This window comes from Streptococcus parapneumoniae (assembly GCF_037076355.1).
GTDB classification, from domain to species: domain Bacteria; phylum Bacillota; class Bacilli; order Lactobacillales; family Streptococcaceae; genus Streptococcus; species Streptococcus parapneumoniae.
In genome coordinates, this window is the sequence record NZ_AP026968.1 from 236,867 (window position 1) to 257,206 (window position 20,340).

Sequence of the window (20,340 nt, forward strand, 5' to 3'; positions counted from 1 at the left end):
CATATAGGACTTTCTATAAGGATGGAAAAAAGAAGGGAAATTTGATAAGATAGGAATATGGATTTTGAAAAAATTGAACAAGCTTATACCTATTTACTAGAGAATGTCCAAATTATCCAAAGTGATTTGGCGACCAACTTTTATGACGCCTTGGTGGAGCAAAATAGCATCTATTTGGATGGTGAGACTGAGCTAAACCAGGTCAAAGACAACAATCAAGCCCTTAAACGCTTAGCGCTTCGCAAAGAAGAATGGCTCAAGACCTACCAGTTTCTCTTGATGAAGGCTGGGCAAACAGAACCCTTGCAGGCCAATCACCAGTTTACACCAGATGTCATTGCTTTGCTTTTGGTGTTTATTGTGGAAGAGTTGTTTAAAGAGGAGGAAATTACTATCCTCGAAATGGGGTCTGGGATGGGAATTCTGGGCGCTACTTTCTTAACCTCTCTTGCTAAGAAAGTGGATTACTTGGGAATGGAAGTGGATGATTTGCTGATTGATTTGGCAGCTAGCATGGCAGATGTAATTGGTTTGCAGGCTGGTTTTGTCCAAGGAGATGCCGTTCGTCCACAAATGCTCAAAGAAAGTGATGTGGTCATCAGCGACTTGCCTGTCGGCTATTATCCTGATGATGCCGTTGCAGCGCGCCATCAAGTTGCTTCTAGCCAAGAACATACTTACGCCCATCACTTGCTTATGGAACAAGGACTTAAGTACCTCAAGTCAGATGGATATGCTATTTTTCTAGCTCCGAGTGATTTGTTGACCAGCCCTCAAAGTGATTTGTTGAAAGGGTGGTTGAAAGAAGAAGCAAGTCTGGTTGCTATGATTAGTTTGCCTGAAAATCTCTTTGCTAATGCCAAACAATCTAAGACTATTTTTATCCTACAGAAGAAAAGTGAAATAGCAGTGGAGCCTTTTATTTATCCACTTGCTAGCTTGCAAGATGCAAGTGTTTTAATGAAATTTAAAGAAAATTTTCAAAAATGGACTCAAGGTACTGAAATATAAAATAGATTTTGTTATAATAGATGAAAACGCTTAAAAAGAGGTATCATGTTATGACAAAAACAATTGCAATCAATGCAGGAAGTTCAAGTTTGAAATGGCAATTATACTTAATGCCAGAAGAAAAAGTATTAGCCAAAGGTTTGATTGAACGTATCGGTTTGAAAGATTCAATTTCAACTGTAAAATTTGATGGTCGTTCTGAACAACAAATTTTGGATATCGAAAATCATACACAAGCTGTTAAAATCTTATTGGATGACTTGATTCGTTTCGATATTATCAAGACTTATGACGAGATTACAGGTGTTGGACACCGTGTTGTTGCCGGTGGAGAATATTTCAAAGAATCAACAGTTGTTGAGGGGGATGTTTTAGAAAAAGTTGAAGAGTTGAGCTTGTTGGCTCCTCTCCACAATCCAGCCAATGCGGCAGGTGTTCGTGCCTTTAAGGAATTGTTGCCAGACATTACCAGTGTAGTTGTTTTTGATACTTCCTTCCACACAAGTATGCCAGAGAAAGCTTATCGCTACCCTCTACCAACAAAATATTACACAGAAAACAAGGTGCGTAAATATGGTGCCCACGGTACAAGTCACCAGTTTGTAGCAGGAGAAGCAGCAAAACTCTTGGGACGTCCATTAGAAGACTTGAAGTTGATTACCTGTCATATTGGTAACGGAGGCTCAATTACAGCTGTGAAAGCTGGTAAGTCTGTCGACACTTCTATGGGCTTCACTCCTCTGGGTGGTATTATGATGGGAACTCGTACAGGGGACATTGATCCAGCTATCATTCCTTACTTAATGCAATATACAGATGATTTTAACACACCAGAAGATATTAGTCGTGTTCTGAATCGTGAATCAGGTCTTTTGGGAGTTTCTGCTAATTCTAGCGATATGCGCGATATAGAAGCAGCTGTAGCAGAAGGGAATCACGACGCTAGCTTGGCTTATGAAATGTATGTTGACCGTATCCAAAAACATATCGGTCAGTACCTTGCAGTGCTAAATGGAGCAGATGCCATTGTTTTCACAGCAGGTGTCGGTGAAAATGCAGCGAATTTCCGTCGTGATGTAATCTCAGGAATTTCGTGGTTTGGTTGTGATGTTGATGATGAAAAGAATGTCTTTGGTGTGACAGGAGACATCTCAACAGATGCAGCGAAAATCCGTGTTTTGGTTATTCCAACTGATGAAGAATTGGTCATTGCCCGTGACGTTGAACGCTTGAAAAAATAAGTAAAACTAGAAAAAATATTTAGGACAAGGAGTTGGGAAAGAGATTTTCCGGCTCCTTTTTCTGATGAAATTGTCCAAAACCTTGCTATGATTGGCTTTTTTGAAAAATATGGTATAATAGTAGTAATTTAATAGATGGAGTTGAGTTTTGAAGAAAAACTTTCGTGTAAAAAGAGAGAAAGATTTTAAGGCGATTTTCAAGGAGGGGACAAGTTTTGCCAATCGCAAATTTGTTGTCTACCAGTTGGAAAACCAGAAAAACCATTTTCGAGTAGGTCTATCAGTTAGCAAAAAACTGGGTAATGCCGTCACTAGAAATCAAATCAAGCGACGGATCCGACATATTATCCAGAATGCCAAAGGGAGTCTAGTAGAAGATGTAGACTTTGTTGTCATTGCTCGAAAAGGAGTCGAAACCTTGGGATACGCAGAGATGGAGAAAAATCTACTCCACGTATTAAAATTATCAAAGATTTACCAGGAAGGAAATGGGAGTGAAAAAGAAACTACAGTTGACTAGTTTGCTAGGACTGTCTCTATTGATCATGACAGCCTGTGCAACAAACGGGACAACTAGCGATATTACAGCCGATTCGGCTGATTTTTGGAGTAAATTTGTTTACTTCTTTGCGGAAATCATTCGCTTTTTATCGTTTGATATCAGTATCGGAGTGGGGATTATTCTCTTTACGGTCTTGATTCGTACAGTTCTCTTGCCAGTCTTTCAAGTGCAAATGGTGGCTTCTAGGAAAATGCAGGAAGCTCAACCACGCATTAAGGCGCTTCGAGAACAATATCCAGGTCGAGATATGGAAAGCAGAACCAAGCTAGAGCAAGAAATGCGTAAAGTCTTTAAAGAAATGGGTGTCAGACAGTCAGATTCTCTTTGGCCGATTTTGATTCAGATGCCGGTTATTTTAGCCTTGTTCCAAGCTCTCTCAAGAGTTGACTTTTTGAAGACAGGTCATTTCTTATGGATTAACCTTGGTGGTGTAGATACAACCCTTGTTCTCCCGATTTTAGCAGCAGTATTTACCTTTTTAAGTACTTGGCTGTCCAACAAAGCCTTGTCTGAGCGTAATGGGGCTACAACTGCGATGATGTATGGGATTCCAGTCTTAATTTTTATCTTTGCAGTTTATGCGCCAGGTGGAGTCGCTCTCTACTGGGCAGTGTCCAATGCTTACCAAGTCTTGCAAACCTATTTCTTGAACAATCCATTCAAGATTATCGCAGAGCGCGAGGCTCTAGTACAGGCACAGAAAGATTTGGAAAATAGAAAAAGAAAAGCCAAGAAAAAGGCTCAGAAAACGAAATAATAAGGAGGAATCTGGTAATGGTAGTATTTACAGGTTCAACTGTTGAAGAAGCAATCCAAAAAGGATTGAAGGAATTAGATATTCCAAGGAAGAAGGCACATATTAAAGTCATTTCTCGTGAGAAAAAAGGATTTCTTGGTTTATTTGGTAAAAAACCAGCCCAAGTAGATATTGAAGCGATTAGTGAAACGACTGTTGTCAAAGCAAATCAACAAGCTGTAAAGGGAGTTCCAAAACAAATCAATGATTTGAATGAGCCTGTTAAAACAGTCAGTGAAGCAACTGTTGATTTGGGTCATGTTGTAGAAGCAATTAAAAAGATTGAAGAGGAAGGTCAAGGTATTTCTGATGAAGTCAAGGCTGAAATCTTAAAACATGAAAGACATGCCAGCACTATCTTAGAAGAAACTGGCCACATTGAGATTTTAAATGAACTTCAAATCGAGGAAGCGATGAGGGAAGAAGCGGGCGCTGATGACCTTGAAACTGAGCAAGACCAAACTGAAAATCAAGACTTGACAGAGATGGGCTTGAAAGTTGAACCGAGCTTTGATATTGCTCAGGTGGCTACGGATGTGACTGCCTATGTTCAAGCGATTGTGGATGACATGGATGTTGAAGCCACACTTTCAAATGATTATAACCGTCGTAGCATCAATTTGCAAATTGATACTAACGAACCAGGTCGTATTATCGGCTACCATGGTAAAGTCTTGAAGGCCTTGCAACTGTTGGCTCAAAATTATCTTTACAACCGCTATTCCAGAACCTTCTACGTTACAATCAATGTCAATGATTATGTCGAACACCGTGCAGAAGTTTTGCAGACCTATGCGCAAAAATTGGCGACTCGTGTTTTAGAAGAAGGACGCAGTCATCAGACAGATCCAATGTCGAATAGCGAACGCAAGATTATCCATCGTATTATTTCACGTATGGATGGCGTGACTAGTTACTCTGAGGGTGATGAGCCAAATCGTTATGTTGTCGTAGATACAGAATAAGTAAAATCAGGGTTCTCCTGATTTTTTGCTAGCTAGAGGAGATTAAACTAATGTTGAATAAGATAAGAGACTATCTAGACTTTGCAGGTTTGCAGTACCGTAATCCTGATAAAGCGGGAGCAGAGCGAGAGAAGATGCTGGCATTTCGCCACAAAGGTCAAGAGGCCAGAAAGGCTTTTACAGAACTGACTAAAGCATTTCAAACCAGTCATCCAGAATGGCAACTCCAACAGACTAGCCAGTGGATGAATCAGGCGCAACTTTTGCGACCACATTTCTGGGTCTATCTACAGAGAGACGGACAAGTGACAGAGCCTATGCTAGCCTTACGTTTGTACGGGCATCCTTCTGATTTTGGTATTTCCTTAGAAGTCAGTTTTATCGAGCGTAAGAAGAATGAGGAGACTCTAGGCAAGCAGGCTAAAGTTTTAGAAATTCCAACCGTTAAAGGGATTTATTATCTAGCCTACTCAGATGGTCAAAGTCAAAGATGGGAGGCGAACGAAGAAAATCGCCAGGTCTTAGTCGAAAAGGTAGGCGGTCAAGAAATCCGAAAAGTGTTAGTTAAAGCAGATGTTTCTTTTGTAGAAACTCAATCATTAGAAGTGATTTTAGAAAAATTAGATGAAGCTTATGAGCGCTTACTTCCCTACTATCAGGCGACTAGAGGATAGCAAATAGAATACTGATTTACGTCGAATTGTTTAATTGCTATTCTATGTATTTTTTCATATAATAGTAAAATAGAATGTGTGATTCAATAATCACCTCAAATAGAAAGGAAATTCTATGTCAAATCTATCTGTTAATGCAATTCGTTTCCTAGGTATTGACGCTATCAACAAAGCCAACTCAGGTCACCCAGGTGTGGTTATGGGAGCGGCTCCGATGGCTTACAGCCTCTTTACAAAACAACTTCGTATCAATCCAGCTCAACCAAACTGGATTAACCGCGACCGCTTTATTCTTTCAGCAGGTCATGGTTCAATGCTCCTTTATGCCCTTCTTCACCTTTCTGGCTTTGAAGATGTTAGTATGGATGAGATCAAGAGCTTCCGTCAATGGGGTTCAAAAACACCAGGTCACCCAGAATTTGGTCATACAGCAGGAATTGATGCTACAACAGGTCCTTTAGGTCAAGGGATTTCAACTGCCACTGGTTTTGCCCAGGCAGAACGTTTCTTGGCAGCCAAATATAACCGCGAAGGCTACAATATCTTTGACCACTATACTTACGTTATCTGTGGAGACGGAGACTTGATGGAAGGTGTTTCAAGCGAGGCGGCTTCATACGCAGGTTTGCAAAAACTAGATAAGTTGGTTGTTCTTTATGATTCAAATGACATCAACTTGGATGGTGAGACAAAGGATTCCTTTACAGAAAGTGTTCGTGACCGTTACAATGCCTATGGTTGGCATACAGTCTTGGTTGAAGATGGAACAGACTTGGAAGCTATCCATGCTGCTATCGAAACAGCTAAAGCTTCAGGCAAACCATCTTTGATTGAAGTGAAGACTGTCATTGGATACGGTTCTCCAAACAAACAAGGAACTAATGCTGTACACGGTGCTCCTCTTGGAGCAGATGAAACTGCAGCAACTCGTCAAGCCCTTGGTTGGGACTACGAACCATTTGAAATCCCAGAACAAGTATATGCTGATTTTAAAGAACATGTTGCAGACCGTGGTGCATCAGCTTATCAAACTTGGACAAAGCTAGTTGCTGATTATAAAGAAGCTCACCCAGAATTGGCTGCAGAAGTAGAAGCCATCATTGACGGACGTGATCCAGTTGAAGTGACTCCAGCAGACTTCCCAGCTTTAGAAAATGGCTTCTCTCAAGCAACTCGTAATTCAAGCCAAGATGCCTTGAATGTTGTGGCGGCTAAGTTGCCAACCTTCTTAGGAGGTTCAGCTGACCTTGCTCACTCGAATATGACTTATATCAAGACTGACGGACTTCAAGACGATGCTCATCGCTTGAATCGTAACATTCAGTTTGGTGTTCGTGAATTTGCCATGGGAACAATCTTGAACGGGATGGCCCTTCACGGTGGACTTCGTGTATACGGTGGAACTTTCTTCGTCTTCTCTGACTATGTGAAGGCAGCTGTTCGCTTGTCAGCCTTACAAGGACTTCCTGTGACTTATGTCTTTACCCACGATTCAATCGCAGTTGGTGAAGACGGTCCAACGCACGAACCAGTTGAGCATTTAGCAGGTCTTCGTGCTATGCCAAATCTAAATGTTTTCCGTCCAGCAGATGCGCGTGAAACGCAAGCAGCTTGGTACCTTGCAGTGACAAGTGAGAAAACACCAACTGCCCTTGTCTTGACCCGTCAAAATTTGACTGTTGAAGAGGGAACAGACTTCGACAAGGTTGCAAAAGGTGCCTATGTTGTCTATGAAAATGCAGCAGACTTTGATACAATCTTGATTGCGACAGGTTCAGAGGTTAATCTTGCTGTCTCAGCTGCCAAAGAATTGGCTAGTCAAGGAGCAAAAGTCCGTGTAGTCAGCATGCCATCTACAGATGTCTTTGATAAACAAGATGCAGCATACAAGGAAGAAATTCTTCCAAATGCAGTTCGCCGTCGTGTTGCAGTCGAAATGGGTGCAACTCAAAACTGGTACAAATATGTTGGACTAGATGGTGCTGTTCTTGGTATTGATACCTTCGGAGCCTCTGCCCCAGCACCAAAAGTATTGGCAGAATATGGCTTTACTGTCGAAAATCTAGTAAAAGTCGTTCAAAACTTGAAATAATTCTAAAAATCAGGGCGCAAGCTCTGGTTTTTTCTTACTAGAAAAGTAAGGTACAATCTTGTAAAAGTAGCTGAAATTTGATATAGTAGTCCTATGTAAAAGACAAAGGAGAAGACAATGAATCCAAATTATACATTTTTAATCATGCTAGCCCTTATGGTGGGTTTGATGTTCTTTACGCAACGCTCTCAAAAGAAACAAGCACAAAAACGTATGGAAAGCTTGAATAAACTACAAAAAGGCTATGAAGTTATTACAATCGGTGGACTTTATGGAACAGTCGATGAAGTGGATACGGAGAAGGGAACAATAGTTCTTGACGTAGATGGAGTTTACTTGACTTTTGAACTAGCTGCTATTAAGACAGTATTACCGCTGAAAGAAACAGCTTCACTAGAAGGCGCAATTGAAAAATAAGACGGGATCACGAACTCCCGTTTTTCTATAAAAGAAAGGAAATGGGATGAAAAAATTAGTCTTTGTCTGTCTGGGGAATATTTGCCGCAGTCCTATGGCTGAGTTTGTGATGAAATCAATGACAGATAACTACGAAATCCAAAGTCGAGCAACGTCCTCTTGGGAACATGGCAATCCGATTCATAAGGGAACTCAAGGGATTTTTCAAGAGTATGAGATTCCTTATGACAAAGCCAAAACATCGCTTCAGATTAGTAAGGAAGATTTTGAATCCTTTGATTATATTATCGGAATGGACGCTTCAAATGTTTCTGACCTACGTCAGATGTGTCCAGTAGACTGTCAAGATAAGATTTACTCATTTGCATCTGAAAGTGTTCCAGACCCTTGGTATACAGGAGATTTTGAGGAAACCTATCGACGTGTTCAAGAGGGTTGTCAAGTTTGGCTAGAACGTTTAGAAAAGGAGAGTGAAGATGGAAAATCTTAAGAATTTTTACAACAAGTATCGTGTCTATCTGACTCGTCCACGTTTAGAGCTTTTAGCAGTAGTTGCCATTGTTTTTTGTGCTCTACTCGTCTTTTTTCTAAATATTCCCGGAAAAGGTGTTCTAAAGCTTGATAATGGAACGATTGTTTACGACGGCAGTCTTGTCCGTGGTAAAATGAATGGCCAAGGTACCATTACCTTCCAAAATGGAGACCAATATACAGGTGGCTTCAACAATGGAGCCTTCAACGGAAAAGGTACCTTTCAATCTAAAGAAGGCTGGACCTACGAAGGGGATTTTGTAAATGGTCAAGCTGAAGGAAAAGGGAAACTAACAACAGAACAAGAAGTCGTTTATGAAGGGACTTTTAAACAAGGCGTTTTTCAACAAAAATAAAGCCTCCTTATCAAAGGAGGTATTGTTAGAATGTTAAAGTAAGCGCTTACCTGCAAATCCCTATCTTTCCAAGTCCCTCTTCCAAGTAAGTTTGTGAAATAAAAAAACATTTGAAATAAATTTCACAAACTTTAAAGAAAAAGCTTGCTAAGAAAAGAAAATGACAAACATTTCACAAGGTGCTAAAAATTCTTTGTGAAATGTTTATGAAACTGTTTACAAAGTTGAAATAATACGTTATAATAAACTTGTGAAAAAATTAACAAAGGATTAAATCCTTGAAAGCTATGGAGGAAAATATGGCTGATAAAAAAACTGTGACACCAGAGGAAAAGAAACTCGCTGCTGAAAAGCATGTCGATGGATTGGTGCAAAAAGCTCTAGTTGCTCTTGAAGAAATGCGTAAGTTGGATCAAGAGCAGGTTGACTACATCGTTGCTAAAGCGTCAGTGGCAGCTTTGGATGCCCACGGGGAATTGGCTTTACATGCCTTTGAAGAAACAGGACGTGGTGTATTTGAAGATAAAGCAACTAAGAACTTGTTTGCTTGTGAACACGTAGTAAACAACATGCGCCATACTAAGACAGTTGGCGTTATTGAAGAAGACGATGTAACAGGATTGACTCTTATCGCTGAACCAGTTGGTGTTGTCTGTGGTATCACTCCTACAACAAACCCAACATCAACAGCAATATTCAAATCATTGATTTCATTGAAGACACGTAACCCAATCGTCTTTGCCTTCCACCCATCAGCACAAGAATCATCAGCTCATGCAGCTCGCATCGTCCGCGATGCAGCTATCGCAGCTGGTGCTCCTGAAAACTGTGTACAGTGGATCACTGAACCATCTATGGAAGCAACTAGTGCCCTTATGAACCACGAAGGTGTTGCGACAATCCTTGCAACAGGTGGTAATGCTATGGTTAAAGCCGCATACTCATGTGGGAAACCAGCTCTTGGGGTAGGTGCCGGAAACGTTCCAGCTTATGTTGAAAAATCAGCAAATATCCGTCAAGCAGCACACGATATCGTTATGTCTAAATCATTTGATAACGGTATGGTCTGTGCTTCAGAGCAAGCGGTTATCATTGATAAAGAAATTTACGATGAATTTGTAGCAGAGTTCAAATCTTACCACACTTACTTTGTAAACAAGAAAGAAAAAGCTCTTCTTGAAGAATTCTGCTTTGGCGTGAAAGCAAACAGCAAAAACTGTGCTGGTGCAAAATTGAACGCTGACATCGTTGGTAAACCAGCAACTTGGATTGCAGAACAAGCAGGATTTACAGTTCCAGAAGGAACAAACATTCTTGCTGCTGAATGTAAAGAAGTTGGTGAAAACGAGCCATTGACTCGTGAGAAATTGTCACCAGTTATCGCAGTTTTGAAATCTGAAAGCCGTGAAGATGGTATTACTAAGGCTCGTCAAATGGTTGAATTTAACGGTCTTGGACACTCAGCAGCTATCCACACAGCTGACGAAGAATTGACTAAAGAATTTGGTAAAGCTGTTAAAGCTATTCGTGTTATCTGTAACTCACCTTCTACTTTCGGTGGTATCGGGGACGTTTACAATGCCTTCTTGCCATCATTGACACTTGGATGTGGTTCTTACGGACGCAACTCAGTTGGGGATAACGTTAGTGCCATTAACCTCTTGAATATCAAAAAAGTCGGAAGACGGAGAAATAACATGCAATGGATGAAACTTCCTTCAAAAACATACTTTGAACGTGATTCAATTCAATACCTTCAAAAATGTCGTGACGTTGAACGTGTCATGATCGTTACTGACCATGCCATGGTAGAGCTTGGTTTCCTTGATCGTATCATCGAGCAACTTGACCTTCGTCGCAATAAGGTTGTTTACCAAATCTTTGCTGATGTAGAACCAGATCCAGATATCACAACTGTAAACCGTGGTACTGAGATTATGCGTGCCTTCAAACCAGATACAATCATCGCTCTCGGTGGTGGATCTCCAATGGATGCTGCTAAAGTAATGTGGCTCTTCTACGAACAACCAGAAGTGGACTTCCGTGACCTTGTTCAAAAATTCATGGATATCCGTAAACGTGCCTTCAAGTTCCCATTGCTTGGTAAGAAGACTAAATTCATCGCGATTCCAACTACATCTGGTACAGGATCTGAAGTAACACCATTTGCCGTTATCTCTGATAAAGCAAACAATCGCAAATACCCAATCGCTGACTACTCATTGACACCAACTGTGGCAATCGTAGACCCTGCCTTGGTATTGACAGTTCCAGGATTTGTTGCTGCGGACACTGGTATGGACGTATTGACCCACGCGACTGAAGCCTACGTATCACAAATGGCTAGCGACTACACTGACGGTCTTGCACTTCAAGCCATCAAGCTTGTATTCGAAAATCTTGAAAGCTCAGTTAAAAATGCAGACTTCCACTCACGTGAGAAAATGCATAACGCTTCAACAATCGCTGGTATGGCCTTTGCTAATGCCTTCCTAGGTATTTCTCACTCAATGGCCCATAAGATTGGTGCGCAATTCCACACAATCCACGGTCGTACGAATGCTATCTTGCTTCCATATGTCATTCGCTACAACGGTACACGTCCAGCTAAGACAGCAACATGGCCTAAGTACAACTACTACCGTGCAGATGAAAAATACCAAGATATCGCACGCATGCTTGGACTTCCAGCTTCTACTCCAGAAGAAGGTGTGGAATCTTACGCAAAAGCTGTCTACGAACTTGGTGAGCGTGTAGGTATCCAAATGAACTTCAAAGCACAAGGAATTGATGAAAAAGAATGGAAAGAACATTCACGTGAATTGGCCTTCCTTGCTTATGAAGATCAATGTTCACCAGCTAACCCACGTCTTCCAATGGTTGACCACATGCAAGAAATCATCGAAGATTCTTACTATGGTTACAAAGAAAGACCAGGACGCCGTAAATAATTGTTATCAGCCTAGAGGCAGGAATTTCCTGTCTCTTTTTTTGTAATTCTATTTGAAAAATGGTATAATCATCGCATATATTTATTTGAAAATCAAATCTTTTATAATCATGCGAGGGGCAAATGAACAAGATAAATGAGTTAGGGGATAAAGTGCGACTTTTAAGAGAGGAGAAAGGCCTTAGTCGTCCAGTTTTTTGCGGGGATGAATCCGAATTATCAGTCCGTCAGTTGGTGAGAATCGAAAAAGGAGAATTTCGCCCGACGATAAAAACACTAGAATATATTGCGGATAGATTAGAAATTCCGTCCTACGTCTTGATGCCAGATTATAAGGAATTACCCAAGCGTTACCAAGAATTAAAGTACTTTCTTTTACATCATCCTGACTATGGAGACAAGGAGTTGCAGGAACAAAAGGAAGAATATTTCGATGAGATTTTTGAGAATTTTTATGATGATTTGCCACGTGATGAGAAAGTGCTAGTGGATTGTCTTCAAGCTATAGATGCAGTGAGAATGACTAGTAATTCCTTATATGGAAGCAGTGTGATTGAGGACAGTCTTCAAGACTTACTATCCAGAGATGTATATAGGGCTGAGGAATTGTTGAAGTTGAGACTGTATTTTCTTTGTCAGTTAATGGATGGTTTAAACGAGGGTGAGATAAAAAGTCTGAGCATGAAACTATTCTTTATTTTCATGACAAATTAAGTTCTCAGGTTGATAAGATAGAATTCGATTGTTTGGACTTACTTAGAGACTCCTTGTTAGCTTCTTTAACTTGTATAGAGATTATGGGGCTGTTTCGTTATTTTAAGAGAGCAGTTGAGACCTTAAATAAAATAGGGCAGAAAACACGAGATTTCCAAAAGCAACCGATTGTCTTGATGGTAGAATGGAAATATTATATTCAGATGGATTATGATACAGCTAAACAAAAGTATGAAGAAGCAAAAATGATGGCGAGGATGTTTGGTAATGAGCAGTTAATTGTTAGTTTAGATAAGGAATGGAGCGAAGACTTAGAAAGGTATTGTTAAATGCTTTATAGGAGTGACATTTCTGTCATTGAGGGAATGCCGCTTTTTTGTTACAATGAATTTTATACTCAATGAAAATCAAAGAGCAAACTAGGAAACTAGCCGCAGGCTGTACTTGAGTACGGCAAGGCGACGTTGACGTGGTTTGAAGAGATTTTCGAAGAGTATTACTTGATATACATCCAGAAGCAAACTAGGCAATAGAGAGAAAATTCTAAGTAGTAGGCCCATAGGGGCAATCAACTTGAAGGATTTTCTATCAGTACGATGTATGACGATAACAGTTTTAAACAAGGGGGAAAGAATGTCCATTTTATCCATTAAAAATATTTCAAAGTTTTACACTTTGGACGGTAAACATCAAGAGCAGGCTCTAAGAAATATTAACCTGCAGATTGCAAAAGGTAAAATTACAGCGATTTACGGTCCGTCAGGATGTGGCAAAACCAGTCTACTAAACATCATCAGCGGTTTAGACAGACAATATGAAGGAGTTTTAGAATTTAAAGGGGAATCCCTCCGTGACTTATCAGAGATTGAACTAACTCAATTTCGTAAAGATAAGATTGGATTTGTGTTTCAAAACTTTAACCTTATTCCTCATCAGTCTGTCTTGGACAATGTCAAGCTACCTCTCTATGTCAAAGATTTATCTGACAGGGAGATGACAATGATTGCAAAGGAGCAATTAAGTAACTTGGGCATGGAGCCTTTTATGGCTAAAAATGTTAAACAGCTTTCTGGCGGGCAAAAGCAACGCGTAGCAATCGCGCGTGCACTGGTAAATCAGCCAGATATGATTGTAGCAGATGAACCAACGGGTTCGCTGGATTCTCAATCCCAAGAAATGGTATTGGAAGTATTTAAAAATTTAGCCCAAACAGGGAAAACAGTATTGATCGTAACCCATAATCCAGAGGTTGCTGAATATGCAGACGTGATTATCAAAATGAAGGATGGTGAAGTCGTTGAAGAAGTCAAAAAATAAAGGATTATCATTGAAAAATAAATTCAAACTTTCTTTAAATAACTTTCTGGAAAGAAAGTGGCGTAACCTATTGATTGCGCTAGCAACTTCAATCGGTTTTGTAGGAGTCTTAATTTCTTTCGGCTTGGGAAATGCTTTGATTTCGATGATTGATGAAAATACGAATGGAGGTCAAATCCCTTCTCAAGTTCAGATTGCTTTAAACACAAAAAATGTTGGACGAGGCTTTTTGAACCAAGATGATAAGAACTATATCACGGATACAGTTGGCAAAGAAACTATTAAATATTTGGAGAGTCCTTTTGGTATGATCATGTCAAATATGACTATAGATGGTCAAGAAATGGATCTGAGTCAAACGATGCCTTCTTATGCTCAAGTGGTGAGTCTCTATGAGGATACAAGTATCTCTGTTAGTAGTAATGAGGCGGACAAAGTATTAGCCGGTTCCCTCTATACTGATTCAAATGAACAGGGATTGACGATTCCAAGCAGTTTACTAAAAAATTGGAATGAACAGACAGGAAAAAATCTGACAGCTAGTGATATTATTGGCAAATCAGTCTCGGCCAGCATTGTAGAAAATGATGCTGAAGCTAGCAAGACTGCTCAATTTCAAACAAAGATTGTACGTGTAATCAATGATGAAGATGACTTGGAGGACAGCAACAGTTTCATGCCGTCTCATCAAATGGAAACGATTTTGAAAGAGGCTGGATTTACAAAAGCTGTATCTTATTTTATCTTGGAACTCAAAGATCCATCACAAACAAAAGCGATAACAGAAGAATTGCAGAAAAACAAGAAGTATACTGTTCTTTCTCAACAGAAGGTTCTTGATATTGTGATTACTTTTATTCGTGTCATTCAGGGATTGTTGATTGTACTTTCATCACAAGCTATTGTGGTAGCAGCGGTCATGATTGGTATCATTATTTACATCAATATTATGCAACGTTCTAAGGAAATAGGCGTCATGAAGGCAGTTGGTTATCAGAATCGTGATGTCAAAGGAATTTTTATTTACGAGGCTATTTGGATTGTAGGCATTGCCTTGCTGCTGGCATTTTCGGTTGCACAAGGGGTGGGAAGTTTGGCGAATGCGATTGTAAATCACTTTTACCCATCCATCACGAAGGTTTTTGAATTAAATCCTCTATCTATTTTAGGAACTCTAGCTTTCGCTCTCTTGCTTGGTTATGTCTCAGCCTACTTCCCAGCACGTAAAATTAGTAAAATGGACCCTGTAGAATCGCTACGATATGAATAGTAAGGGATTTCCTTGATTTACAGTCTTAAAAAGAAACTAACATAGAAAAACAATGCCCGTACTTGCAATTAAACTTAAATAGTTATATAATAGGTTTGTTGAAAGGTGATTTGTAGTGATTCAAGTTACTCTTTTCACAATAAAAATTTCATGATTTTCATAAGGAGGAAATCACTAATGGTAGTTAAAGTTGGTATTAACGGTTTCGGACGTATCGGTCGTCTTGCTTTCCGTCGTATCCAAAACGTAGAAGGTGTTGAAGTTACTCGTATCAACGACCTTACAGATCCAGTTATGCTTGCACACTTGTTGAAATACGACACAACTCAAGGTCGTTTCGACGGTACTGTTGAAGTTAGAGAAGGTGGATTTGAAGTTAACGGTAAATTCATCAAAGTTTCTGCTGAACGTGATCCAGAACAAATCGACTGGGCTAACGACGGTGTAGAAATCGTTCTTGAAGCTACTGGTTTCTTTGCTAAGAAAGCAGCTGCTGAAAAACACTTGCACGCTGGTGGAGCTAAAAAAGTTGTTATCACTGCTCCTGGTGGAAACGACGTTAAAACAGTTGTATTCAACACTAACCACGACGTTCTTGACGGTACTGAAACAGTTATCTCAGGTGCTTCATGTACTACAAACTGCTTGGCTCCAATGGCTAAAGCTCTTCAAGACAACTTTGGTGTTGTTGAAGGATTGATGACTACTATCCACGCTTACACTGGTGACCAAATGATCCTTGACGGACCACACCGTGGTGGTGACCTTCGCCGTGCTCGCGCTGGTGCTGCAAACATCGTTCCTAACTCAACTGGTGCTGCAAAAGCTATCGGTCTTGTAATCCCAGAATTGAACGGTAAACTTGACGGATCTGCACAACGCGTTCCAACTCCAACTGGATCAGTTACTGAATTGGTAGCTGTTCTTGAAAAGAACGTTACTGTTGATGAAGTGAACGCAGCTATGAAAGCAGCTTCAAACGAATCATACGGTTACACAGAAGATCCAATCGTATCTTCAGATATCGTAGGTATGTCTTACGGTTCATTGTTTGACGCAACACAAACTAAAGTTCTTGACGTTGACGGTAAACAATTGGTTAAAGTTGTATCATGGTACGACAACGAAATGTCATACACTGCACAACTTGTTCGTACTCTTGAATACTTCGCAAAAATCGCTAAATAATTCATGAGTCGATAAAAAGCAAGACCTCTTGGTCTTGCTTTTCTTATATGGAAAAATGGATGACACAATCATCCATTCTTTTTTAATTCTTTTTCAAAAGTATCTGATAGGGTAGTGAAGCTTAATTTCTCTAGAGTAAGCGGATGGGTAAAGGACAGTCGAAAGGCGTGGAGCATAAGCCGACTTGTTTTTGATTTACTATTATAGAGAGGGTCGCCTAAAATAGGGAAGTTATGATGCGAAAGGTGGACACGAATCTGATGGGTTCGCCCTGTCTTTAGTTTGCAACGGACAAGGGTAGTCTGATTTGGGAATTGCTTTAATCTGCTTACATGAGTTTCGGCATATTGCCCATTTTTTGTATCAACTACTCGTTTTCTGCGATCATGGCGATCACGTCCGATTTTGTCTCTGAAAACAAGCTCTTTGCTGTTGATATTTCCGTCAACAAGCGCCCAATATTCCCTAGAAATCTCTTTTTTCTCCAATAAGCGGTTGAGAATAGGTAGGATAAAAGGATTTTTGGCAAAGAGAACCAAACCACTGGTTTCCATGTCCAGACGATGAACGACATAGCAGGTTTGGCCAACATAGGCACTGACATGGTTAAGAAGGGCGATTTCATTTGGCTGGTTAGCGTGTGTTTTCATCCCCTCAGATTTGTTTACAATAATCAAGTGTTGATCTTGATAAACTTCTTGAATGAGGTTTGGGTTGCCCCAAGGTATTTCTTTTTCGGGATAATCTTCCTCGTCAAAAGTCAATTGGCAAACATCTCCAGGATTTACGATTTCGTTCCAGTGGACTTCTTCTTGGTTTATCAAAATATGTTTCTTGATTCTCAAAAAATGACGGATTTTTCTAGGGATGAGGAGATGTTCCTCAAGTAATTGCTTTATCGTCATTTGAGGTAGAGAGTCTGGTAATGTAAATGTGAATTTCATACAGATATTGTAACAAAAAAAGCCCTATTTGGATAGAAAATAGCTAAATTCTTGTCTTCCTATGATGAAGATGATAAAATAAACGCATGAAATTAGATAAATTATTTGAGAAATTTCTTTCTCTTTTTAAAAAAGAAACAAGTGGATCAGAGGATTCTGGGTCTACTAGCTTGCGTCGTTCTCGCAGTGATCGAAAAAAATTAGCCCAAGTGGGTCCGATTCGAAAATTCTGGCGTCGCTATCATCTAACAAAGATTGTCCTTATACTAGGTTTGAGTGCAGGCTTGCTAGTTGGAACCTATTTGTTTGCTGTAGCTAAGTCAACCAATGTTAACGATTTGCAAAACGCCTTGAAAACTCGGACTATCATTTTTGACCGTGAAGAAAAAGAGGCTGGTGCCTTATCTGGTCAAAAAGGAACCTATGTTGAATTGACTGATATCAGTAAAAACTTGCAGAATGCCGTTATTGCGACAGAAGACCGCTCTTTCTATAAAAATGACGGGATTAACTATGGTCGTTTCTTCTTGGCGATTGTCACTGCTGGTCGTTCAGGTGGTGGTTCTACTATTACCCAACAGCTAGCTAAAAATGCCTATCTGTCGCAGGATCAAACTGTTGAGAGAAAAGCGAAAGAATTTTTCCTTGCCTTAGAATTAACAAAAAAATATAGTAAGGATCAAATTTTGACCATGTACCTTAACAACGCTTATTTTGGAAATGGTGTGTGGGGTGTAGAAGATGCGAGTAAGAAATACTTTGGAGTTTCTGCATCAGAAGTGAGTCTGGATCAAGCTGCGACTCTGGCAGGGATGCTCAAAGGACCGGAACTGTATAATCCCTTGAATTCTGTAGAGGATTCTACCAATCGGCGCGATACTGTTTTGCAGAATATGGTTGCAGCGGGTTACATTGATAAAAACCAAGAAACCGAAGCTGCGGAAGTTGATATGAATTCGCAATTGCACGATAAGTATGAAGGGAAAATCTCAGATTATCGCTATCCTTCTTACTTTGATGCGGTGGTTAATGAAGCCGTTTCTAAGTATAATCTAACAGAGGAAGAAATCGTAAATAATGGCTACCGCATTTACACAGAGCTGGACCAAAATTACCAAGCAAATATGCAGGTTGTTTATGAAAACACATCGCTATTTCCGAGGGCAGAGGATGGAACATTTGCTCAATCAGGAAGTGTAGCTCTCGAACCGAAAACAGGTGGAGTTCGTGGAGTTGTCGGTCAAGTTGCTGATAATGATAAAACTGGATTCCGGAATTTCAACTATGCAACTCAATCAAAACGTAGTCCTGGTTCTGCAATTAAGCCTTTAGTTGTTTATACGCCAGCAGTTGAAGCAGGCTGGGCTTTGAATAAGCTCTTGGATAACCATACCATGCAGTATGACAGCTATAAGCTTGATAACTATGCAGGAATCAAAACGAGTCGAGAAGTTCCTATGTATCAAGCCTTGGCAGAGTCGCTTAATCTGCCTGCTGTTGCCACTGTTAATGATTTGGGCGTTGATAAGGCTTTTGAGGCGGGCGAAAAATTCGGACTCAACATGGAAAAAGTTGATCGTGTTCTTGGTGTCGCCTTGGGAAGCGGTGTTGAAACCAATCCTCTGCAAATGGCTCAAGCATATGCTGCCTTTGCAAATGAAGGTTTAATGCCGGAAGCTCATTTTATTAGTAGAATTGAAAATGCTAGTGGTCAGGTCATTGCGAGCCATAAAAATTCACAAAAACGGGTGATTGATAAGTCTGTAGCTGACAAGATGACCAGTATGATGTTGGGAACATTTACAAACGGAACAGGTATTAGTTCATCGCCTGCAGACTATGTCATGGCAGGAAAAACTGGAACAACTGAAGCAGTTTTCAATCCAGAATATTCAAGTGACCAGTGGGTAATTGGTTATACACCGGATGTAGTGATTAGTCACTGGCTTGGTTTCCCGACGACTGATGAAAATCATTATCTAGCTGGCTCTACTTCAAATGGTGCAGCTCATGTCTTTAGAAACATTGCCAATACCATTTTACCTTATACGCCAGGAAGTACCTTTACAGTTGAAAATGCATATAAGAAAAATGGAATTGCACCAGCTAACACAAAAAGACAAGTGCAAACCAATGATAATAGCCAGACAGATGATAATTTGTCTGATATTCGAGGACGTGCGCAAAGTCTAGTAGATGAGGCTAGTAGGGCTATCTCGGATGCTAAGATTAAGGAAAAGGCTCAAACAATATGGGATTCGGTAGTCAATCTATTTCGCTAAGATGCTTGTCAAAGCCTATCTTTCTTGTTATAATAGATAAGATGGAGGCGTTATGGCACTAAAAAAAGCAAGCCTAGCTTGTGCGGTTTGTGGTTCGAGAAACTATTCAATCAAGATTAGTGGAAACCCCAAGCCTACACGACTAGAAGTAAATAAATTTTGTAAGCATTGTGGTAAGTACACTACACACAGAGAAACGAGATAGGAGAGAGCGATGCGTTTTATTGGAGATATTTTTAGACTTCTTAAAGACACAACATGGCCAACTCGCAAGGAAAGCTGGAGAGATTTTCGTTCTATCATGGAATACACAGCTTTCTTTGTAGTAATTATTTACATTTTTGACCAGTTGATTGTTTCAGGTTTGATTCGATTTATTAACATTTTTTAGAAGGTTAGTGGAGTTAATTACACTAGAAATCTTCTATTTATGAAAGGAAATATAATGGATAGTTTTGATAAAGGGTGGTTTGTTTTACAAACTTATTCTGGTTATGAAAATAAGGTAAAAGAAAATCTATTACAACGTGCACAAACCTACAATATGTTGGATAATATTCTACGCGTTGAAATTCCAACGCAAACAGTGCAAGTTGAAAAAAATGGAAAGAGAAAAGAAGTAGAAGAAAATCGATTTCCAGGTTATGTTCTTGTAGAAATGGTCATGACAGATGAAGCTTGGTTTGTTGTTCGAAACACACCAAACGTTACAGGATTCGTCGGATCACACGGGAACAGATCAAAACCAACTCCATTATTGGAACAAGAAATTCGTGACATTTTGGTATCTATGGGACAAACTGTTCAAGAATTTGATTTCGATGTTGAGGTTGGTCAAACTGTACGTATTATTGATGGTGCTTTTGCAGATTACACTGGTAAGATTACAGAAATTGATAATAACAAAGTGAAAATGATTATCTCTATGTTTGGTAATGACACAGTTGCAGAAGTAAACCTAAACCAAATCGCAGAATTATAACCCTGAGAGAGGCTTGTCCTCTCTTTTTTGTGCAGTTTAGACGGTGTA

General features: G+C 39.9%; 19 protein-coding genes and 1 pseudogene. 19 read left to right on the plus strand and 1 reads right to left on the minus strand.

Annotation, left to right across the window (positions count from 1 at the left end):
• Positions 1 to 57 precede the first annotated feature (57 nt).
• From SP4011_RS01330 to gap, 15 genes and pseudogenes are all read left to right on the plus strand, one after another.
• The gene (locus tag SP4011_RS01330) at positions 58 to 1,011 is read left to right on the plus strand and encodes a class I SAM-dependent methyltransferase (RefSeq protein ID WP_000345093.1); all 954 of its coding nucleotides are present in this window, start codon (positions 58 to 60) and stop codon (positions 1,009 to 1,011) included.
• A gap of 50 nt (positions 1,012 to 1,061) precedes the next feature.
• Positions 1,062 to 2,252 (plus strand): acetate kinase, encoded by a 1,191-nt coding sequence (locus SP4011_RS01335; protein ID WP_000167777.1) that lies wholly within the window; start codon positions 1,062 to 1,064, stop codon positions 2,250 to 2,252.
• A 148-nt stretch (positions 2,253 to 2,400) separates the two neighbouring features.
• A complete protein-coding gene (gene rnpA, locus SP4011_RS01340; protein WP_000739245.1) occupies positions 2,401 to 2,772 on the plus strand; it encodes a ribonuclease P protein component in 372 nt (123 codons plus the stop codon).
• Positions 2,747 to 3,571, plus strand: coding sequence for a membrane protein insertase YidC (locus SP4011_RS01345; RefSeq protein ID WP_338619540.1), 825 nt, complete (start codon positions 2,747 to 2,749; stop codon positions 3,569 to 3,571). The genes rnpA and SP4011_RS01345 overlap by 26 nt, the downstream gene beginning before the upstream one ends.
• Before the next feature lie 17 nt (positions 3,572 to 3,588).
• Positions 3,589 to 4,575 (plus strand): RNA-binding cell elongation regulator Jag/EloR, encoded by a 987-nt coding sequence (gene jag / locus SP4011_RS01350; RefSeq protein ID WP_338619541.1) that lies wholly within the window; start codon positions 3,589 to 3,591, stop codon positions 4,573 to 4,575.
• 50 nt (positions 4,576 to 4,625) lie between these two features.
• Positions 4,626 to 5,249 carry an HI_0552 family protein gene (locus SP4011_RS01355; protein WP_338619543.1) on the plus strand — a complete coding sequence of 208 codons (624 nt, stop codon included), beginning with the start codon at positions 4,626 to 4,628 and terminating at the stop codon, positions 5,247 to 5,249.
• A 115-nt stretch (positions 5,250 to 5,364) separates the two neighbouring features.
• Positions 5,365 to 7,341, plus strand: a complete 1,977-nt coding sequence (gene tkt / locus SP4011_RS01360) for a transketolase (RefSeq protein ID WP_338619544.1) — start codon at positions 5,365 to 5,367, stop codon at positions 7,339 to 7,341.
• A gap of 117 nt (positions 7,342 to 7,458) precedes the next feature.
• A complete protein-coding gene (yajC, locus tag SP4011_RS01365) occupies positions 7,459 to 7,758 on the plus strand; it encodes a preprotein translocase subunit YajC (RefSeq protein ID WP_001069287.1) in 300 nt (99 codons plus the stop codon).
• 46 nt (positions 7,759 to 7,804) lie between these two features.
• A complete protein-coding gene (locus tag SP4011_RS01370) occupies positions 7,805 to 8,248 on the plus strand; it encodes a low molecular weight protein-tyrosine-phosphatase (RefSeq protein WP_000737437.1) in 444 nt (147 codons plus the stop codon).
• Positions 8,235 to 8,645, plus strand: coding sequence for an MORN repeat-containing protein (locus SP4011_RS01375; protein WP_000429321.1), 411 nt, complete (start codon positions 8,235 to 8,237; stop codon positions 8,643 to 8,645). The genes SP4011_RS01370 and SP4011_RS01375 overlap by 14 nt, the downstream gene beginning before the upstream one ends.
• Positions 8,646 to 8,944: 299 nt before the next feature.
• A complete protein-coding gene (gene adhE, locus SP4011_RS01380; RefSeq protein WP_261013489.1) occupies positions 8,945 to 11,596 on the plus strand; it encodes a bifunctional acetaldehyde-CoA/alcohol dehydrogenase in 2,652 nt (883 codons plus the stop codon).
• A gap of 122 nt (positions 11,597 to 11,718) precedes the next feature.
• Positions 11,719 to 12,638, plus strand: a pseudogene (locus tag SP4011_RS01385) (XRE family transcriptional regulator).
• 304 nt (positions 12,639 to 12,942) lie between these two features.
• The gene (locus SP4011_RS01390; protein ID WP_218493775.1) at positions 12,943 to 13,626 is read left to right on the plus strand and encodes an ABC transporter ATP-binding protein; all 684 of its coding nucleotides are present in this window, start codon (positions 12,943 to 12,945) and stop codon (positions 13,624 to 13,626) included.
• Complete coding sequence (locus SP4011_RS01395; protein WP_338619546.1) at positions 13,595 to 14,896, plus strand: ABC transporter permease; 1,302 nt, start codon at positions 13,595 to 13,597, stop codon at positions 14,894 to 14,896. Before SP4011_RS01390 ends, SP4011_RS01395 begins: the two co-directional genes overlap by 32 nt.
• A 177-nt stretch (positions 14,897 to 15,073) precedes the next feature.
• Positions 15,074 to 16,084: a type I glyceraldehyde-3-phosphate dehydrogenase gene (gene gap / locus SP4011_RS01400; RefSeq protein WP_000260687.1), complete on the plus strand. Its 1,011-nt coding sequence runs from the start codon at positions 15,074 to 15,076 to the stop codon at positions 16,082 to 16,084.
• 68 nt (positions 16,085 to 16,152) lie between these two features.
• Here gap and SP4011_RS01405 read toward each other — a convergent pair whose 3' ends face one another.
• On the minus strand, positions 16,153 to 17,028 hold the full coding sequence (locus SP4011_RS01405; protein ID WP_338619547.1) for an RluA family pseudouridine synthase: 876 nt from the start codon (positions 17,026 to 17,028) through the stop codon (positions 16,153 to 16,155).
• A gap of 86 nt (positions 17,029 to 17,114) precedes the next feature.
• Between SP4011_RS01405 and pbp2a the strand changes: the two genes are divergently transcribed.
• Genes pbp2a through nusG form a run of 4 tightly spaced genes read left to right on the plus strand, consistent with a single transcriptional unit; the run spans position 17,115 to position 20,292 of the window.
• Positions 17,115 to 19,310, plus strand: coding sequence for a penicillin-binding protein PBP2A (gene pbp2a / locus SP4011_RS01410; RefSeq protein WP_338619548.1), 2,196 nt, complete (start codon positions 17,115 to 17,117; stop codon positions 19,308 to 19,310).
• A gap of 52 nt (positions 19,311 to 19,362) precedes the next feature.
• Positions 19,363 to 19,515 carry a 50S ribosomal protein L33 gene (gene rpmG, locus SP4011_RS01415; RefSeq protein ID WP_001809375.1) on the plus strand — a complete coding sequence of 51 codons (153 nt, stop codon included), beginning with the start codon at positions 19,363 to 19,365 and terminating at the stop codon, positions 19,513 to 19,515.
• A gap of 9 nt (positions 19,516 to 19,524) precedes the next feature.
• Entirely contained in the window at positions 19,525 to 19,701 is a 177-nt protein-coding gene (secE, locus tag SP4011_RS01420) for a preprotein translocase subunit SecE (protein WP_001210991.1), read from the plus strand.
• A gap of 54 nt (positions 19,702 to 19,755) precedes the next feature.
• Positions 19,756 to 20,292 carry a transcription termination/antitermination protein NusG gene (gene nusG, locus SP4011_RS01425; protein WP_000376739.1) on the plus strand — a complete coding sequence of 179 codons (537 nt, stop codon included), beginning with the start codon at positions 19,756 to 19,758 and terminating at the stop codon, positions 20,290 to 20,292.
• Positions 20,293 to 20,340: the final 48 nt, after the last annotated feature.

Coding starts and splice junctions, on each gene's coding strand:
- SP4011_RS01355 (WP_338619543.1), top strand. CDS start 4,626: ATGTTGAATAAGATAAGAGACTATCTAGACTTTGCAGGTTTGCAGTAC.
- tkt (WP_338619544.1), top strand. CDS start 5,365: ATGTCAAATCTATCTGTTAATGCAATTCGTTTCCTAGGTATTGACGCT.
- adhE (WP_261013489.1), top strand. CDS start 8,945: ATGGCTGATAAAAAAACTGTGACACCAGAGGAAAAGAAACTCGCTGCT.
- gap (WP_000260687.1), top strand. CDS start 15,074: ATGGTAGTTAAAGTTGGTATTAACGGTTTCGGACGTATCGGTCGTCTT.
- pbp2a (WP_338619548.1), top strand. CDS start 17,115: ATGAAATTAGATAAATTATTTGAGAAATTTCTTTCTCTTTTTAAAAAA.
- SP4011_RS01390 (WP_218493775.1), top strand. CDS start 12,943: ATGTCCATTTTATCCATTAAAAATATTTCAAAGTTTTACACTTTGGAC.
- yajC (WP_001069287.1), top strand. CDS start 7,459: ATGAATCCAAATTATACATTTTTAATCATGCTAGCCCTTATGGTGGGT.
- SP4011_RS01370 (WP_000737437.1), top strand. CDS start 7,805: ATGAAAAAATTAGTCTTTGTCTGTCTGGGGAATATTTGCCGCAGTCCT.
- SP4011_RS01405 (WP_338619547.1), bottom strand. CDS start 17,028: ATGAAATTCACATTTACATTACCAGACTCTCTACCTCAAATGACGATA.
- SP4011_RS01375 (WP_000429321.1), top strand. CDS start 8,235: ATGGAAAATCTTAAGAATTTTTACAACAAGTATCGTGTCTATCTGACT.
- jag (WP_338619541.1), top strand. CDS start 3,589: ATGGTAGTATTTACAGGTTCAACTGTTGAAGAAGCAATCCAAAAAGGA.
- rpmG (WP_001809375.1), top strand. CDS start 19,363: ATGGCACTAAAAAAAGCAAGCCTAGCTTGTGCGGTTTGTGGTTCGAGA.
- SP4011_RS01330 (WP_000345093.1), top strand. CDS start 58: ATGGATTTTGAAAAAATTGAACAAGCTTATACCTATTTACTAGAGAAT.
- secE (WP_001210991.1), top strand. CDS start 19,525: ATGCGTTTTATTGGAGATATTTTTAGACTTCTTAAAGACACAACATGG.
- nusG (WP_000376739.1), top strand. CDS start 19,756: ATGGATAGTTTTGATAAAGGGTGGTTTGTTTTACAAACTTATTCTGGT.
- SP4011_RS01335 (WP_000167777.1), top strand. CDS start 1,062: ATGACAAAAACAATTGCAATCAATGCAGGAAGTTCAAGTTTGAAATGG.
- SP4011_RS01395 (WP_338619546.1), top strand. CDS start 13,595: ATGGTGAAGTCGTTGAAGAAGTCAAAAAATAAAGGATTATCATTGAAA.